Annotated in this window: 14 protein-coding genes and 1 pseudogene; 11 read left to right on the top strand and 4 right to left on the bottom strand. The window is 33.2% G+C overall.

From position 1 onward, the window contains the following. Positions 1-7 precede the first annotated feature (7 nt). The 6 genes and pseudogenes from SPAR10_RS08250 (at position 8) to msr(D) (ending at position 7,547) form a co-directional block, all read left to right on the top strand. Positions 8-667, top strand: a complete 660-nt coding sequence (locus SPAR10_RS08250; RefSeq protein WP_004252839.1) for a response regulator transcription factor — start codon at positions 8-10, stop codon at positions 665-667. Further along, positions 658-2,025, top strand: coding sequence for a sensor histidine kinase (locus tag SPAR10_RS08255; protein ID WP_004252841.1), 1,368 nt, complete (start codon positions 658-660; stop codon positions 2,023-2,025). The genes SPAR10_RS08250 and SPAR10_RS08255 overlap by 10 nt, the downstream gene beginning before the upstream one ends. 526 nt (positions 2,026-2,551) lie before the next feature. After that, positions 2,552-3,430, top strand: coding sequence for an aminoglycoside phosphotransferase family protein (locus SPAR10_RS08260; protein ID WP_004252845.1), 879 nt, complete (start codon positions 2,552-2,554; stop codon positions 3,428-3,430). 761 nt (positions 3,431-4,191) lie between these two features. Then, positions 4,192-4,362 (top strand): hypothetical protein, encoded by a 171-nt coding sequence (locus SPAR10_RS08265; RefSeq protein ID WP_000873143.1) that lies wholly within the window; start codon positions 4,192-4,194, stop codon positions 4,360-4,362. A 385-nt stretch (positions 4,363-4,747) separates the two neighbouring features. Further along, positions 4,748-5,965, top strand: a complete 1,218-nt coding sequence (mef(A), locus tag SPAR10_RS08270; protein ID WP_000417519.1) for a macrolide efflux MFS transporter Mef(A) — start codon at positions 4,748-4,750, stop codon at positions 5,963-5,965. 119 nt (positions 5,966-6,084) lie between these two features. After that, a pseudogene (gene msr(D) / locus SPAR10_RS11090) lies at positions 6,085-7,547 on the top strand (ABC-F type ribosomal protection protein Msr(D)). A 117-nt stretch (positions 7,548-7,664) separates the two neighbouring features. Here the strand turns inward: msr(D) and SPAR10_RS08280 are convergent. Genes SPAR10_RS08280 through SPAR10_RS08295 form a run of 4 tightly spaced genes read right to left on the bottom strand, consistent with a single transcriptional unit; the run spans position 7,665 to position 8,909 of the window. Beyond that, positions 7,665-7,964: a DUF5960 family protein gene (locus SPAR10_RS08280; protein ID WP_001072467.1), complete on the bottom strand. Its 300-nt coding sequence runs from the start codon at positions 7,962-7,964 to the stop codon at positions 7,665-7,667. Further along, a complete protein-coding gene (locus tag SPAR10_RS08285) occupies positions 7,951-8,319 on the bottom strand; it encodes a hypothetical protein (RefSeq protein ID WP_000567222.1) in 369 nt (122 codons plus the stop codon). Before SPAR10_RS08285 ends, SPAR10_RS08280 begins: the two co-directional genes overlap by 14 nt. Before the next feature lie 12 nt (positions 8,320-8,331). Continuing rightward, positions 8,332-8,667 (bottom strand): DinB/UmuC family translesion DNA polymerase, encoded by a 336-nt coding sequence (locus SPAR10_RS08290; RefSeq protein ID WP_000806926.1) that lies wholly within the window; start codon positions 8,665-8,667, stop codon positions 8,332-8,334. Continuing rightward, positions 8,664-8,909: a hypothetical protein gene (locus SPAR10_RS08295; protein WP_001813542.1), complete on the bottom strand. Its 246-nt coding sequence runs from the start codon at positions 8,907-8,909 to the stop codon at positions 8,664-8,666. Before SPAR10_RS08295 ends, SPAR10_RS08290 begins: the two co-directional genes overlap by 4 nt. Before the next feature lie 917 nt (positions 8,910-9,826). Between SPAR10_RS08295 and SPAR10_RS08300 the strand changes: the two genes are divergently transcribed. The 5 genes from SPAR10_RS08300 (at position 9,827) to SPAR10_RS08320 (ending at position 17,642) form a co-directional block, all read left to right on the top strand. Continuing rightward, positions 9,827-11,029: an Abi family protein gene (locus SPAR10_RS08300; RefSeq protein WP_003007328.1), complete on the top strand. Its 1,203-nt coding sequence runs from the start codon at positions 9,827-9,829 to the stop codon at positions 11,027-11,029. Between the two features lie 1,111 nt (positions 11,030-12,140). Continuing rightward, positions 12,141-13,400 (top strand): site-specific integrase, encoded by a 1,260-nt coding sequence (locus SPAR10_RS08305; RefSeq protein WP_003007331.1) that lies wholly within the window; start codon positions 12,141-12,143, stop codon positions 13,398-13,400. A 12-nt stretch (positions 13,401-13,412) separates the two neighbouring features. Beyond that, complete coding sequence (locus tag SPAR10_RS08310; protein ID WP_004252851.1) at positions 13,413-15,266, top strand: hypothetical protein; 1,854 nt, start codon at positions 13,413-13,415, stop codon at positions 15,264-15,266. Beyond that, positions 15,263-16,924: a hypothetical protein gene (locus SPAR10_RS08315; protein ID WP_004252853.1), complete on the top strand. Its 1,662-nt coding sequence runs from the start codon at positions 15,263-15,265 to the stop codon at positions 16,922-16,924. The genes SPAR10_RS08310 and SPAR10_RS08315 overlap by 4 nt, the downstream gene beginning before the upstream one ends. Then, positions 16,917-17,642 (top strand): MreC domain-containing protein, encoded by a 726-nt coding sequence (locus tag SPAR10_RS08320; RefSeq protein WP_003007349.1) that lies wholly within the window; start codon positions 16,917-16,919, stop codon positions 17,640-17,642. Before SPAR10_RS08315 ends, SPAR10_RS08320 begins: the two co-directional genes overlap by 8 nt. Positions 17,643-17,649: the final 7 nt, after the last annotated feature.

Raw genomic sequence — 17,649 nt, forward strand, 5'->3', positions numbered from 1 at the left:
GTTTGGTATGGCAAGAATTCTTGCTATAGATGATGAATTAGATATGCTGACTCTAATCAAGAATATTTTAATAAAAGGAGATCATATTGTTGATATTTACCAAACCACGGTAGATATTGATGAAAATAGTTTGGGGAAATATGACTTAATATTACTTGATGTAATGATGCCAGAGGTTGATGGAATCAGCTATTGTAAAAATATACGTAGTAAAGTGGATTGTCCGATTATCTTTTTAACTGCAAAAGCAATGGAAACGGATATAGTAGATGGCTTATTAAGTGGAGGAGATGACTATATTACCAAACCATTTGGTGTTGGTGAATTGTTAGCAAGGGTAGAAGCTCATCTGAGAAGAGAACAAAGAGAAAAACATTCGAGTTTAAACCTAGGGAATATAAGATTTGATTTATCCTCCAATCAAGTATTTGTGAAGGAGGAAGAAATTCATCTGACAAAGTCTGAGTATCAAATTTCGAAGCTTTTAGCAAAGAGAAAGGGACAAGTTTTTTCAAGAGAACAAATATATGAAATGATTTTTGGATTTGATGGGATTGGTGATTCTTCTGCCATATCAGAACATGTAAAAAATATTAGAGCAAAGTTCTTAAAATTTGGTGAAAATCCAATTTCTACAGTTTGGGGGATTGGTTATAAATGGAATTAATTAGAAAAGGACAGTCGCTCAAAATAGTATTTCTTAAATACTTAATGACTGTTGGAGTTGGTTTAGGATGTGCCATCGTACTAGCTTTATTAACTTTTACAGCGTTTTATAGTGTTGGTTTGATTCTTCCGGCTAACCATACAGAAAATTTATTACAAGAAGATAAATATAAAATTTTAAATAAAATTGACTTTGATGAAGCATTGATACCTAAAGGAGCTAGCTATATGTTTTTATCGCCAGATGGTGAAGTGATAAAAACTAATATGGATGAAGCTATTCAACTGAAAGCTAAGAATTTTCACAATCATGAGGGATTTTCAACTCCATCTTCTTCATTTATAGAATTTAAAAGGAATGATGGATATGTATTAATCCATTATTCACTAGAGCCACGCTACAATAATGATTGGATGGAAAAATATTTCCCTAGCATAGATTTACTATTAATATTTTTATTAATCATTTTCTTTTTAATGAGTGCATTTGTGGCTACTCTAATCTGGGCAAAACGAATAACAAGGCAATTATCTCCAATGCTAGATGCATCAGATAAAATCGCCAACCATGAATTAGACTTTGAAATAGGAAGTTCAAATATCAAAGAATTTAATGATGTCTTAAATAGCCTTGATATAATGAAAAAAGCCTTAAGTGATTCATTAAGAGAGAATTGGATTAAAGAAGAGAATAAGAGAAGTCAGATATCGGCATTAATGCATGACTTAAAAACTCCGGTTTCTATTGTCCAAGGTAATGCTGAATTGTTAAAGGTAACTGATCTAACTGATGAACAAAAAGATTATGTAGCGTACATTATAAAAAATTCAACACGTATATCAGATTATACAAAAGCTCTGATGGAGATGAATCAGTCAATTAAATTAAACTCGTTGAATTTACAAAAAGTAAAGGTGTCAGAAATAATCGAAAGAGTTAGTGAAATAGCGAGAGAGATTACACTAATACATGACCGTACTATATCTAAATCTATTAATTGTGAAGATTCAGATGTAATGATAGATGTACAATTATTTGAAAGAGTCATTCAAAATATATTTAGTAATGCTATTCAATATTCACCAGACAAATCCAACATTGAATTACTAATAATGACTACAGATAATATACTTTCAATATCTGTGATAGACGAAGGCCCAGGATTTTCTAATGAGGATTTAAAACGAGGAACGGAGCAATTTTACCGTGGAGATAAAAGTAGACATTCAGCTACAAACTATGGTTTAGGTTTATATAATTCTTGGAAAATAATGTTATTACATAATGGACGCATCATATTAGAAAACAACTCGAATAAACATGGTGCATGTGTAAAGTTAGAATTACCATTACTATAATAGAACAGGAATTGTTTTCAAATGGAATTTATTAAAAATATATCCTTTTTGCTTTTGGTGTAGAATAGAAAATTTACTCCGCTATCAAGCAAGAATCTTACATAGTAGAAAGCTAAATGAACTTTGATAACTGAACAAATTCTAAATGTTAACTTATAAATTTCTAGTAGGAACGGAAGAAAATCTGTGTTTAACTGCAACTAGTAAGTTGCAGTTTTTTATTTTGAATAATGATATAATAGGATAAGAAAATAATGAAAACGCTATATATTTGAAAGTTGATTAGGAAGTAGAAAGTATGAAAACAATTGATATGATTATTAAATCATCAACTGAATTTTATATCGATTTAGTTTATCAGCTTTCAGATACGGTGAGACACATTTTAACTTTATTATTAGGGAAAGCAACTAGATAGCGTATTATTAAGATATTTTTACATATTGGAAACTAAAGTGTAGACGAACTGGATGGGTTACTAGTGAAAACTGCAAGAAGTGTTGGAAAGTGAATCGGAGAGTGCTTGATGAATTTTATTAGTAAGATAGCCATAAATAAAGGCTGGTCAGATGATAAAAAATATTGTGTGACAGATCAAAATCAGCAAAAATATTTCTTGCGTGTTTCTGATAAGGAGAAGTTAGATTCTAAAAAATCTGAATATGATATGATGGAGAAAGTAGCTTCTCTTGGAATTCCGATGTGTAAACCGATTAGTATAGAACTCTGTGATGATGAAGTGCATTCTTTACACGAATGGATAGACGGGAAAGATGCAAGAGAAACCATTTTAACTGTTTCGAAAGAACAACAATACACTTACGGAGTAGAAGCAGGAAGTATACTTCGAAAAATTCATTCACTTCCTGTTACAGAAGTTCGTGAAGATTGGGAACCCTTTTTTAATCGTAAAATTGATGACAAAATCAAAAAATACAAAGAATGCCCCGTTCAATACGAGAATGGTCAGATTTTTATTGATTTTTTAAATGCAAATAGAGAATTATTAAAAGATAGACCTCAGGTTTTCCAACATGGAGATTATCATATCGGGAATTTCATGATTGGTGAAGATCGTAATATTTATGTCATTGACTTTGATCGATTTGACCTTGGAGATCCTTGGGAGGAATTCAATCGTATTGTATGGTCTGCTCAAGTTTCACCTTCTTTTGCCTCTGGTATGATAGATGGATATTTTGATCATAAGGTTCCAGATTTATTTTGGAAACTTCTTGCTATCTATATTCTAAATAACATAGTTGGTGCTCTTCCATGGTCTGTTCCTTACGGAGTTGAAGAAATATCAGTAATGCAAAATCAAGCTAAGGAAATTTTAGAATGGTATGATGATATGAAGCAAATCATTCCTAGTTGGTATTTGATTGAGAAAAAAGCTGAATAATAAAAGAGTTGATTAAAGAAGAATTTGGTAGTTGGGACGTTAAAAGTAAAGAGACTCAACAAGTTTACAAGTTAGCAAGTAAATTTTTTAAGTGACAATTATCAGCTATAAAGTTGAAAAATGGTAACTATAAAATAGTTTCATTCTACATTTTAATTTTAAACAACAACTCAGTTACTTTCGTTCTTTAATATAGGAGTATACTAGCACCACATGTTGAGGCGGTAAGTTTGCTAGTCAAGGAGTAAAACGACGAAGATTAGCATTTACTTCCGCCCATGCGATAGCTGTCCGTGATTGACAAGTGCTAGCACGCAGACAGAACGGAGATAGCGAACCGCTGAGTGTGTCGCTCTGCTCGTAAAAGCTTAGAAACCTTTGAACGAAAGGGATAATGAAAGCCTTGATTGCAAGGCTTTTTGCTTTATGGTGGGTAAGTATCAGAGTGAGAAAATTTTTGGAATGAGTAGAAGTGATAGCTAGAAATTATCAGTTTCTATTTCCATTTACCCTGTGGGTACGTGTTTGTTTCCATTGACAAGGAGTTTGTGGGAATAGAAATGTACCCACCTTGTTTGAATCAAGTGAAGTGTAGTTGAAGGAAATCTGTTGAAAGCAATACTTCATTTTACCGAATAAGTAATAATTTAGGCAACTTCAAATCGATTAAAAAAACTATTTTAAAGGTTAAGAGTAGACAAAAATTGTCCACTCTTTTTTGCAAACTCAATTTATCAATAAATGAAATGAGGGAATGTAAAATGAAATATTTTGAGGTTGAGTTAGAAAATCCTGATGAATTTTTAAAACTACAAACAGAAGATTTTGTGAAAGCTAATCGCTTGCTACTAAGGAAGATAATCCAGAGCGTTACAGTCTATGAAGAAAACTTCGTCATATCCTTTAAATCTGGCATCGAATTGGAAGTATGAGTCTCATTCCATAACTTTTATATTGAACATATCATCTTGTTGTGTTATACTATAAATTGATATAAACAAAGATGTAGGAGGAACCGAAACTATGACAGCCTCAATGCGTTTAAGATAAGCTGGCAATAAAAAAAGCAGAATCTATACCCGATGATAGGCTTTTTTGTTGTGCTTATTTATACGATATTGAGCATTCATTAGTTACGGTGAGGATATTGGTTATTTAACTATACCTTTATTTAACTATGTCTTTAATATGAATGTTTCCAAATTGTATGTATGCAGACCAAAAGCCACATTGTGGGGTTTGGCCTGCATTTTTTATTGCCTAGAATGCTATTCAAAATAGAAATTCAAGCAAAATAATATGCAGGAGATAATATAAATGGAAAAATACAACAATTGGAAACGAAAATTTTATGCAATATGGGCAGGGCAAGCAGTATCATTAATCACTAGTGCCATCCTGCAAATGGCGATTATTTTTTACCTTACAGAAAAAACAGGATCTGCGATGGTCTTGTCTATGGCTTCATTAGTAGGTTTTTTACCCTATGCGATTTTGGGACCTGCCATTGGTGTGCTAGTGGATCGTCATGATAGGAAGAAGATAATGATTGGTGCCGATTTAATTATCGCAGCAGCTGGTGCAGTGCTTGCTATTGTTGCATTCTGTATGGAGCTACCTGTCTGGATGATTATGATAGTATTGTTTATCCGTAGCATTGGAACAGCTTTTCATACCCCAGCACTCAATGCGGTTACACCACTTTTAGTACCAGAAGAACAGCTAACGAAATGCGCAGGCTATAGTCAGTCTTTGCAGTCTATAAGCTATATTGTTAGTCCGGCAGTTGCAGCACTCTTATACTCCGTTTGGGATTTAAATGCTATTATTGCCATCGACGTATTGGGTGCTGTGATTGCATCTATTACGGTAGCAATTGTACGTATACCTAAGCTGGGTAATCAAGTGCAAAGTTTAGAACCAAATTTCATAAGGGAGATGAAAGAAGGAGTTGTGGTTCTGAGACAAAACAAAGGATTGTTTGCCTTATTACTCTTAGGAACACTATATACTTTTGTTTATATGCCAATCAATGCACTATTTCCTTTAATAAGCATGGAACACTTTAATGGAACGCCTGTGCATATTTCTATTACGGAAATTTCCTTTGCATTTGGGATGCTAGCAGGAGGCTTATTATTAGGAAGATTAGGGGGCTTCGAAAAGCATGTATTACTAATAACAAGTTCATTTTTTATAATGGGGACCAGTTTAGCCGTTTCGGGAATACTTCCTCCAAATGGATTTGTAATATTCGTAGTTTGCTGTGCAATAATGGGGCTTTCGGTGCCATTTTATAGCGGTGTGCAAACAGCTCTTTTTCAGGAGAAAATTAAGCCTGAATATTTAGGACGTGTATTTTCTTTGATCGGAAGTATCATGTCACTTGCTATGCCAATTGGGTTAATTCTTTCTGGATTCTTTGCTGATAAAATCGGTGTAAATCATTGGTTTTTACTATCAGGTATTTTAATTATTGGCATTGCTATAGTTTGCCAAATGATAACTGAGGTTAGAAAATTAGATTTAAAATAAACAATATTGGAGGAATATTTATGTATCTTATTTTCATGTAACTCTTCCTGCTAAAATCGCAGGGTTTTCCCTGCATACAAGCAAATGAAAGCATGCGATTATAGACAGGAGGAAATGTTATGGAATTAATATTAAAAGCAAAAGACATTCGTGTGGAATTCAAAGGACGCGATGTTTTAGATATAAATGAATTAGAAGTATATGATTATGACCGTATTGGTTTAGTAGGAGCAAATGGTGCTGGAAAAAGCACTTTACTCAGGGTACTTTTAGGAGAATTAACTCCCCCAGGATGTAAAATGAATCGTCTGGGTGAACTTGCCTATATTCCCCAGTTGGACGAAGTAACTCTGCAGGAGGAAAAAGATTTTGCACTTGTAGGCAAGCTAGGTGTTGAGCAATTAAATATACAGACTATGAGCGGTGGTGAAGAAACAAGGCTTAAAATAGCACAGGCCTTATCGGCACAGGTTCATGGTATTTTAGCGGATGAACCTACGAGCCATTTAGACCGTGAAGGAATTGATTTTCTAATAGGACAGCTAAAATATTTTACAGGTGCACTGTTAGTTATTAGCCATGACCGCTATTTTCTTGATGAAATAGTAGATAAAATATGGGAACTGAAAGATGGCAAAATCACTGAGTATTGGGGAAACTATTCTGATTATCTTCGTCAGAAAGAGGAAGAACGTAAGAGCCAAGCTGCAGAATACGAACAATTTATTGCGGAACGTGCCCGATTGGAAAGGGCTGCGGAGGAAAAGCGAAAACAGGCTCGTAAAATAGAACAGAAGGCAAAAGGTTCTTCAAAGAAAAAAAGTACTGAAGACGGAGGGCGTTTAGCTCATCAAAAATCAATAGGAAGTAAGGAAAAAAGATGTATAATGCTGCTAAAACCCTAGAGCACAGGATTGCGGCCTTAGGAAAAGTAGAAGCTCCGGAAGGCATTCGCAGAATTCGTTTCAGGCAAAGTAAAGCATTGGAGCTCCATAATCCATACCCTATAGTCGGTGCAGAAATTAATAAAGTATTTGGGGATAAGGCTCTGTTTGAAAATGCATCTTTTCAAATTCCGTTAGGAGCAAAAGTGGCGTTAACTGGTGGTAATGGAATCGGAAAAACAACTTTAATCCAAATGATCTTAAACCATGAAGAAGGAATTTCTATTTCGCCTAAGGCAAAAATAGGTTACTTTGCACAGAATGGTTACAAGTACAACAGTAATCAGAATGTTATGGAGTTTATGCAGAAGGATTGTGACTACAATATATCAGAAATTCGTTCAGTGCTAGCATCTATGGGGTTCAAACAGAACGATATTGGAAAAAGTTTATCTGTTTTAAGCGGTGGAGAAATTATAAAATTGTTGCTTGCTAAAATGCTCATGGGTAGATATAACATCCTAATAATGGATGAACCCAGTAACTTCCTTGACATACCAAGTTTAGAGGCTTTGGAAATACTAATGAAGGAGTACACCGGAACTATCGTGTTTATCACCCACGATAAACGATTACTCGAAAATGTAGCAGATGTAGTTTATGAAATTAGAGATAAGAAAATAAATCTGAAACATTAAATTTAAGGTAGTCGCTGGTCAGTATAGTCTGTTCTGGTTGGCGACTCCATTGTTAAAGAGTATAAAGACTTTAGATTTTATGAATATTAAAAATAGGAACAGTCAATTGAACTGCTCCTATTTTTCTGCTAAATATATTGTAGTTTTCTTATATGTATAATGATAGATTAGCGGATTCTCATCTACGGTACTTACTTCAAATATGAAGAAGTGATCGCGGTTATCTCTGGACTTTTCCTTATTGAGGACAAAGTAATTCTTACGTGAAGTCGCCATTGTTTTTAGGATATCATCAGTTAGGAAGGTCAATGGAATATTCATGTTAGAGTAGCGGTAGAAGTCACGTTCAAAATCTTGGTAGCTCTCGCTATAATAGTCCATTTGTAGGTGATTACGCTGAAACTCAAGCTGATTCATAGAGCACCTCCTCGACAAGTTCAATACTAATAATGTCTTTTAATTTCAAATTGATGTGACCTGTTGTAGTTTTTATCAAAATGAAATCTTTGGTCAGACTTGGTATTGTTCCAGTGTAGGAAACACGCTTGTTTTTTTCAATCACTTGAATGCGTGTGCGTAGCTGCCCGGCGTATACTTGACTGAGGAGTAATAATTTCTTCTCTAGTGATAAGTCAGACATGTACGTTACTTTGTTTGTATCATCAGAGAGTGCTGATGCATGTTCAGATAGGAAAAAGCCCATCCATTTTTGCATCTTTGTATCCTGGTACTCTCTTGCTGATTGAAATGGTAAATATGAACGGTCAATCATATCAAATCCTTTCTATGCAGAGGCAAGGGTATTTTTATCAAATTGAATCGTAAAACCTTGAATTCCCCCACCTGTGTAACATTCTTTAAAGCGATTGATTACCTCAGTATAGATTATCACAGATGAGCTTGTTGGCTTAATGCTAAATGTAAATTCCAATGGTAATCGGTTTTCAGATTTAGCATGTACTAGTCGTATCGATATTTCAGTTGTTTTGAGTTTTCTCTGACGAAGTTTTGAAGTTGCTGTTTCAACGATTCCATGTAAAAATCTTTCAAGCATTTCAATATCATTACATCCTTTGCTACGGATTTCTGAAAATTGTACTGTATTTTTTTCTTGTTTCATTTTAATCCCTCCAATCCACCCGCGGAATGACCACCGATAAGTTTACTGCGTTCAATATTTCTGGAACCTTCAGTTAGGACGGTTCCTTTTTGTATGGCTAAAAAACCAAACTGTTCTCTGACAACATCAATAGCTGTCTGAAGTCTATTATCTTTTTCAATTTGTTCTACATCATCAAAGAGTGATAGTAGAGTATAGCTTTCATCTACGAAGCCACTATAAGATACACCAATTTGTCTCACTGCACCAGAGGTGTATTTTTTCGGAATAATACAAGTACATGACTCACCATTGTTTTGGGGAGATTTGCGGGTTCAATTTTATTCTGAGCATTTATAGATTTTTTCATCTCAGTCCTAGAATAGCCAATATGAATAGAAACGACAGTAGTCAATACTAGGGCTACTGTTCCGTTCCACAGTATCATTTAAAAATCATTTTCACACCCTTTCGTCTATTAGTATAGAAGAAAGCTCTCAGCACATGTTGAGTGTGTAAGTTTGTTAGTGAAACGTAGCTAAATCTCTCGCTTTTTTATTTCAAAGCTCCAGTGGAGCTTTGAACTCCCAAACCTTTTGAGTCCCACAGATGCATTATAACGGGGCTGTAGCATTGATGTCAAAACTTTCACCTCCTATATAAACAAATTCTATCCAACGTTTAAAAAGGATCAGTAGCTGATAATATATAGCGGTTTGCATCGTGACGACAAGTAGGTGGATTACGATTATTTGTAATTTATAAAATCTATGATGAGAGGTACGTGATTAGAGGTATCAAGTAATTTTTATTTTGCTAGAGCAAGCAACAAATCTTCTTCATAAGGACTATGCTAAGCAGATGTATCAGATACTAGATTTAGATAAATTTGAATGAGTTATGATGAATCAACTTCTAGACCACATCAGCATTTAAGAGGATAGGAAAATTAGAGTACCCTTCACAGAGGGAACTGAGGTACAGTTATAGAAAAAGAAAGGCTGTAATAACAGCTGGAAAACATTTTCGTTACAGCCTAATTTGCGTTTTTGTGGTATACTGAAATTGTTGAATGACTTTGAAAGTAAACAAGAAAAATAACTATTAAGGCTTTTATATTTGATAGTTATATTTTCGAAAATATAATATAATCAAAGATATTGCAGATGGATAATAAAATATGACTAGAGAAAAAGCGTTTAAAACTATTGAAGAGCAGATTTTGATTCAACGGGGCAGGAATTTGAAGATTACCGATGAGCCAGGGATGGTAAGTTTTATTCAGCAGAAAAATTATTTTAATTCTATAAATGGTTTTGAAACTATTTTTTTGGAGACCTCTAACCCTAAAAAATATATGAAAAGAGTCTCTTTTAAAGATTTTGAGAGAATATACACATTAGATAGAAATATAGCTAAGTACCTATTTCAAGAAATCGAAAAGATTGAGGTTGAACTGAAGTCGAGAATTGCATACGAATTTTCAAAAGTTCATTGCAATAATGGTATTGCTTCTAACTTAAAGTATTTAGATATCAATTGTTATGTGCTACCGATAGCACACAATCGAAATTCTTTTACAGAGTATTTTTATACTCATGGAGATAATAAAAAAACGCATTCTTTTTTTAGAGTGCATACTATTTCTGCCAAGATTAAAGATGTAATGTTTACAGGTAAAATTAGTACCTCTCATACTCGTAACGGAGATGTATATTACAACCTAGAAGGTGATTTTGATGGAATAGTTGATGACCTTAAAATAAATCAATATCGAGGGAGATTTTCAATAAAAGCTTCTAATACTCCTAGTAATATTTCTTCATTAAACGGTTCTATGAATGTGACGATTCAAATTAATAACATAGAGGGAAGATTTTTTGAATTATCTTATTCAGACTTCTGTAAAATTAAATATCCATATATTTCTAGCTATAAAAATCCTCCGCTTTGGGTTATTATTGATACACTAATGTTGAATGACTTGCTGGTTTTATTCCAAGGATTAGACATTGCTATACAAAATAAAATTATGAGTGAGATGGGATTTGATTCCTCTATTAGTGGGAGTCGAGAAAAATTCATTAACGCTTGTGAAATACTGCGTGAGTTGAGAAACCAATTGGCACACTTTGGTCTCATAACCAGATATAGGACGGGAAATAGTATTCTAATCAATAGACTTTTTATCTCTGATTTGTTACTTACTCCTAAAAGGAATAATAGAGTTTTAAAGTTTTATCAAGGTTTAAAAATTTTAAATTCTTTTAATAGATTCTCTCTTAAAAGGATTGATCGAGCTATTCAATCATATTATTTAAAAAATATGTTACTATTGAAGTTTGATATTAATAAAAATTTTTTTAATAGAATTGGCAAGTAAGTGTTGCAAAAAGTTGCTGGTTATGATAGAATAATATAGTTATATTTTAGTGCCACGACGGCGTGAAATCCTTGAAAGAGGTTTTCAAAAAGTCATAAGGGGGAAGGTTAATAAACTTTCCTCCTTATTTTATTTATTTAGATAAGTTGAAAATAGTGTTGAAGATGTTTGATTTCTGAAGTACCTTGAATTGTATAGAGTTTACATGCAGTTTAGAATTTCTGATTTATTATCCAGAGGATAGAACCGCTTATTGAAGATATTTTAGAAAGTTAGTCATTACCAAAGTTAATATTTATTTCTACAGTATAATTCTAAAATCACTTTTTTTCTCTTTCGTCTATTAGTATAGAAAAAAGCTAACACTACATGTGGAGTGTGTGAGTTTGTTAGTGAAACGAAATTAATCCTCAAAAGGTTTCCCAAAACTTTTGAGTCCCACAGACGCATCATGAGGAGAAATCATGAGGGATATTATCAGTTGAATAAGTAAGAGTATAATCTACATCTCCAAAGTAGGAGTGGCTAGTTCCAGCAGAAAGACCTTCATAGGTTTTATAACTGAATAGATCGACTTACTTTGTTGTCGAATTTTTCCTGTTCTTCAAGTAATTCTGAGGAATAGACGACAACTTTAAAATCAAATAAGCTAAAAACGCTCTAAAATCATTAAATTGATATTAAAGTGTTTTTTATTGTCAAAATATACAATTGAAAAAATTTCCAGCTTTTTTAAAATCACTATCTCAGATGACAATTTAATCAAAATATGATATAATACAGAAAAAGTAAAAATAACAAAAGTAACTTACCAAAGTAAAAGAAAAAAAGTATATAGATAGCCACGGCGGATATTCCTTTCATCGTTTAGAAGGAGTTGCTGTGGTTATCGTTGTTGCTGAGCTAGTTAATTGCTCTTATTACTTAGATGAAGTTACTTTTATTATTGAATTAATTTAAATAATAATAACGATCAATGAAAGTACTCATCGATATTTCCTTTTTGCAGTTTAGAGCTCAAAGGAGAACAGTACTGATTTGGTCGTTTTTTTGCGTATTGACATCCTAAAAGCCAGTCAGAACCTTCAGTCATGATAAACAAGGAGAATTAATGAAATTTGTAGTTTATAAACATTCGCTGGTTTTAGGTGATAACAACATCGTGACAAAGCAATTGATTGCACTCAAACATGATGATGGCACATTACAATTCACTGATTTTCATAGATATGTAAAATCTGCCACAAAGATTAAATCTATTTCAGACGATGGAAACAAACGATTTTCATACGTTGTTAAATTTTTGAATTTTATATACGGAACAGTTGGGGTTAACAATCTTGATCAACTAACTTTAGAAATGGTCAAGGAGTTTTTTATGCTTTATGGTTTAGGACAACTTCCAGAAGATAGAAAAAATAGAAAGAAAAGTACAGTCGAAAAATGTGTAAATGCAGTTCTTGATTTTTTAACTCTATACTTGAATGAACGAAAAGGAAAGGTTAAATTGAAGCCAAAAGACCTTTATTCTATCAATACGTTTACCAATAGACGAGGCAGAGTCATCAAAAGAAAAGAGCTGAATTTTGAGATATTTGTTGATGATAGCAACACACAGAAGTCAATTTTTAGAGATATGCCAAACAGCGCCTTTGAAATGCTCTTCGCTCACATTGCTCAATGTCACAAGGATTTACTTATGGCTGTTGCCTTGGGAGCATTTGTTGGTTTAAGACCATCAGAAGCTTGTAATGTAAGACGTGAAGATAGCCCTTTGGGGGCAGGTATCATATTTCACCAAAGTGATAATCAAGTATTTAAAATTGAGGTTGATCTGCGAAAAGAAATGCCCCTTAGAAGCGATTTAAAGTCAACTGGACGAATTAAAAAGGAAAGACTTCAAGCTGTACCTTATATCTTCTTAGAGGTCTTTTTAGACACCTACAATGACTATATGAGCTACCTAGAAGGTAAAAGGTATGAGAAAGATTATGGTCCATTAAGCCTTAACAAGCAAGGGAAAGCATTGTCATACGATGTGTACTATCAACGATTTCGTAAGATTATTCGCGAAGAAATGATTCCAATATTTCTTAAATCTGATGACCCAGAGGTTGTCTTTTTTGGTCAACTCTTGCAAGAAAATAATATTTCACCCCATATCTTTAGGCACTGGTACACCACACAATTGGTTTTGTCAGGTGTTAATGAAGTTAGTGAACTGATGTCTGCTAGAGGAGACAATTCACCAGAAAGTGCTTGGGTTTATTTACAAAATAAAGGAGAAATTGCAAAACAATATGGTCAGGTTAATAATGGTGTTTTTGAATATATGAACTGGCAAGCAGAAAAATTGTTTGGAGAAGATTAAAAGGAGTAGCTATTGGTAGTAGATTTAAAAAATTATCTTGAAAGAATATTAGTCGAGTTAGGTGCTGCTACAATAAAACACCGTGAGAAAGTCAGTGGATTCTTACTAGACAATGAATGGTTTGGTGTGTCTATAAATCTTGATGATTATACTATTTCTGAAAAAGATGCTGAAGTTCTTAAAAATCACATCAAAGACTATCTAACAACACCTCCTGGAATTAAGAGTATGGAAGGAATCTTTTCAAAAAAATTTCCTTCTACAAGTGAATTATTCGTACAATTTGCTGAAGAAGAAAAGCTGAGTGAAACAAATCGTTTCTATCTACTTGATTTTTTAGCATACTACTTAACAAAGGATTTGTTTCTATATAGTGATGCTGAAGTAGAGACCTTAGTAGAAGTAGCAACAGAAGTTCTTACGAAGTCACAAGGCAATATCCTCATTCAATTTATTAAATGGCTACTCAATAAAGGCGTTACTCGTTATCGAGTAAGTTTTGAAATGACAAAGCGTTACACGATTGAGAGTGCAAATGGAGCGTATGAATTAGATGAATACCTTGAATTAATGTACTACCTATTCAACGAAAACTACATCATAAAAAATGATATGTTGTGTAAAGCAGCAAATTCAAAAAACTATGCAGATACATGGTTGTATCTAGGGTTACATTTTATTTGCGCACTAAGATCAACAGACTTAGAAAGATTAGGACATCCTAAATTAACAAGAGAACCATTAGAAGTTTTAGAAGCAGTAGTAGATGGAACTTGGAGTAGTAGTGAAGCTAGAAGGACTTTACTAAGTATTACAACAAGATTGACTTATTTAAACTTAACACCTAATAAAACCAAAAACGCTTCTAATGTTGCTCAGTTAAAGTTTCATGTCCCAGAAAGTTGTCAGGTTCTTATTGGAACGTTATTGGCTATCTGTGAGGCACATTTCCAACTTCAAATACCATACAATGCAGAAAATCCATTGATCAGACAAATTAAAACTTATGAAAAGATTACTAGTTATATGGGAGAGGAAATCGGAAATTTATTTTTAGAGCGTAACTTTAGTAGTCGTTCTGCAAACAAGTCCTACTTACAATCTGTCGCAATGTTAGCAGATGATGTTCTTGAAGAAAAGTCAGAACTGAATATTAAAGGTTATTTTCTAGCAGCATTAGCTCGTAGCCATAAAGGGGATTTTAATGAATTTGCACAAACCACAACAACGTATCTAAAAGATGCCCAACTCGGACAACTAAAACCTGAAATGGTTGCAAAAGAGCTATTTGAACGAGGCGTATTATCCATGATTCCGTCTATGCTCTTGACCATTGTAACTAGAGGAAAGTATAAAAAATTAAGTCCAAGCCAACAAACTCAAATGATTAAAAGTTTAGATTTAACGCCAATTGAAATTGAAAAAACGTTGGAATTGAGTATTAGGGCTGATTCACGTTCGCAACAAGCATTAAAAACTCTAGTTGAAAATAATGTTGATCCTGAACAATTACTGACGATCTGTCATCGAATTGGTAACGGAGAAGCTTTTTCTAAGCAAGGAGAGAGTATGTGTCTTTTATCTGCACTAGGGAAACTATGTCCCTATGATGACCGTCAGCATTGCGTCGGCTGTCAGTATGAATTACAAACAAAATCTACCTTGCTTTTGTTAATTGGTGAGTTTAATCGACTCAATAAACAATATCAAAAATTAAAGAATGAACTTGAACGAGGAAAGGTTCGAGCCATTCTTGAGAAGCAGATTAAACCATGTCTTACAGAAATGTTGCAAGCTTTATCAGAACAGTATGGCGAAGCTGTATTGTCTGATTATGAGGATATTATTAAGGAGTTAGTCAGTTGAATAATCAATCAAAATTATTTCGTAAAGTAAATGAAATTATCCTGTTTGATGACAATATGATTGAGAGCGCAAAAGAATGTTTTCAAGACTATGTTGAAAAAGGGATTATTCTAACCACCAATTTTGAAGAAAATAAATGGGAAACGACTAATGAATATTCTAACGTTAGCTTCATTTTTAACTTGAATAAATTCCAATATAAAAGGTTTTATGAACAAGTATTTCAATTATCTTTTGATGATTTTGTTACCTACTTAAAGAGTTTTATAGTGCTATCTATGGAACATCATGTTTTAATCACTCTCCAAGCCTTTTTAAGAGATATAAAGAAATTAGTCAGAGAACTAAAAGTGAACGAAGCCTTCTCATTAGCAAATATGAAGATTTCCAACCCCTCAGTATGTATAGATTTTCTTTCTACACTACCATGTTTAGAGAGTAACGAATTAACCCAACTGATTGAGCAACTAGATGAACTTTTAAATGTTAGTTATCAACTGAACACTAAAAAACAGCGAAAGTTAGCCCAATTTCAATCCTATTTTTTATTTAATGATATTTTAAACGACTATTGGGTTAAATCATTATTAGATGAGGAAAGATTGTTTTACTACCCTCTTTACTTATGGTGGCAAATAACAGCAGTAGTACCACTTAGACCAAGGGAGTTTTTGCTCACTCAGAGAAATTGTCTCACAGAAAAAGACGGAAAATATTACTTAACTCTCAGACGAAATAACTTAAAAGGAAAAGACAAGGGAGTATCCCATAAAATTTCAGAGGATTATTATTTAACAACTTACGAAGTACCATTTAAGCTTGCGAGTGAGATTTTAAATTATTTAGAGCTAACCAAAGACTTATCATCTACACAGTTAGATACCCTATTTGTGACAGACTCTCATTATCGGAAATGGAAACGTATTGCTAGTACTAAAAACCGTTTCTTGACGTACAGTAACTTAAATACAATTTTAAAATATTTCTTTAATGAGATTGTATCTCAACAGTATGGGTATTTTGTCCATCATATCAATTCCCCAAATCAATTAGACGATCATGAGATTAATTTCATTCATATTGGAGATACTAGACACATTGCAATGATCAATTTGATAGCAGAAGGAGCTAGTCCAGTAACAGCAATGCTCTTAGCTGGACATGATAGTATCACAACATCTTCACATTATTTTTCAAATCTGAGTCAGTTTATTGAATGTAGGAGCTATCAGCTTTATCGTAAATTAACAAACTCTCAAACGTCTTACGCTATAAGTAAAACTCAACATAAATACACCATTAATAAAAACTATGTTCCTCTTGATAATAAGGGCAGATGTTATTCACCTCGATTTGCGGAAGGTGATTATTCAGACTGTCTTAAAGTCATTAGCTCACATGCAGAGCTTGGTGCTTGTACTAGTTGTCCATTTTACAGAAAAGCTGGAAAAGATTATTTCTCTATGGATAAATCCTTTAAGAAATCAATCGACGAGGAAGCTTTAATTGTAGATGAGGCTATAAAAAGAGTTCGACAAGGAAAGGGGAATATAGAAGATATTGGTGAGGCATTATTAAAACTTAAAACAGTTAGTCATTCTTATCAAGAATATCTAACTGAAAAACATTTATCCTTACAGGAGTTCTCAAATGGCTAGAAAGAAGTATATTGATAATCAAGAATTGCTATTATTATTTGAACATTATTTACTGGAACATTGTTCGAATAATCCTAGACTATTCAAAATTCCACAGTTTGGAAATTACCTTAGAAGCAACGGATTTCCGCAGGTTGCAGACACAACGATTAGAAGAAACAAAGAATTTAGACAAGCCCTTAATGATAGATTGGAACTATTTGAAGACGACACTTATCAAACAGTTATAACGTATAAAACTCTAGATGTAGAACGTTTCTTAATGACCAATAGAACCCCTAAAGCAATCAAATCAGCATTGATGGAACTTAACAATTATTATAAAAGAGTTGTTGATGCAGCAATAGAATATAAGGAAGAAGCCAGTAAGCTCAAAACAAGAGTTTCAGAGTTGAAAAATGAGGTAGCACAACTTAATGAAAAGAATGCTGAAATAAAGGAGCAGACAGCGTTAAACAAAGAATTATTAGAGGAAAACAAAAAGTTAAGGAATCTTCTTAAAACTAGTTTGTATCCTGATATTGCGAATGAATTGTTAAAAGAAGAGGGCTTGTTAAAATCTGATCAGCAACTAGTAACTAAGAAGTATCTTAGTGAGAATGTTATTACTTCAGACACAAAAATATCTTTTGAAAAACATACTCATACTGAAAAGCAAACAAGCAAAAGTAAGATTTTGGAAATAAAAGACTTACTGGATAACAAGACTAAGTATTAGGAGGAGA

The organism is Streptococcus infantis SPAR10 (genome assembly GCF_000279535.1).
Taxonomy (GTDB): Bacteria; Bacillota; Bacilli; order Lactobacillales; family Streptococcaceae; genus Streptococcus; species Streptococcus infantis_I.

What these genes read in the sequence shown, in the direction of transcription:
- SPAR10_RS08250 (WP_004252839.1), top strand. Translation starts at nt 8, where the DNA reads ATGGCAAGAATTCTTGCTATAGATGATGAATTAGATATGCTGACTCTA.
- SPAR10_RS08255 (WP_004252841.1), top strand. Translation starts at nt 658, where the DNA reads ATGGAATTAATTAGAAAAGGACAGTCGCTCAAAATAGTATTTCTTAAA.
- SPAR10_RS08260 (WP_004252845.1), top strand. Translation starts at nt 2,552, where the DNA reads ATGAATTTTATTAGTAAGATAGCCATAAATAAAGGCTGGTCAGATGAT.
- SPAR10_RS08265 (WP_000873143.1), top strand. Translation starts at nt 4,192, where the DNA reads ATGAAATATTTTGAGGTTGAGTTAGAAAATCCTGATGAATTTTTAAAA.
- SPAR10_RS08280 (WP_001072467.1), bottom strand. Translation starts at nt 7,964, where the DNA reads ATGAATCAGCTTGAGTTTCAGCGTAATCACCTACAAATGGACTATTAT.
- SPAR10_RS08285 (WP_000567222.1), bottom strand. Translation starts at nt 8,319, where the DNA reads ATGATTGACCGTTCATATTTACCATTTCAATCAGCAAGAGAGTACCAG.
- SPAR10_RS08290 (WP_000806926.1), bottom strand. Translation starts at nt 8,667, where the DNA reads ATGAAACAAGAAAAAAATACAGTACAATTTTCAGAAATCCGTAGCAAA.
- SPAR10_RS08300 (WP_003007328.1), top strand. Translation starts at nt 9,827, where the DNA reads ATGACTAGAGAAAAAGCGTTTAAAACTATTGAAGAGCAGATTTTGATT.
- SPAR10_RS08305 (WP_003007331.1), top strand. Translation starts at nt 12,141, where the DNA reads ATGAAATTTGTAGTTTATAAACATTCGCTGGTTTTAGGTGATAACAAC.
- SPAR10_RS08320 (WP_003007349.1), top strand. Translation starts at nt 16,917, where the DNA reads ATGGCTAGAAAGAAGTATATTGATAATCAAGAATTGCTATTATTATTT.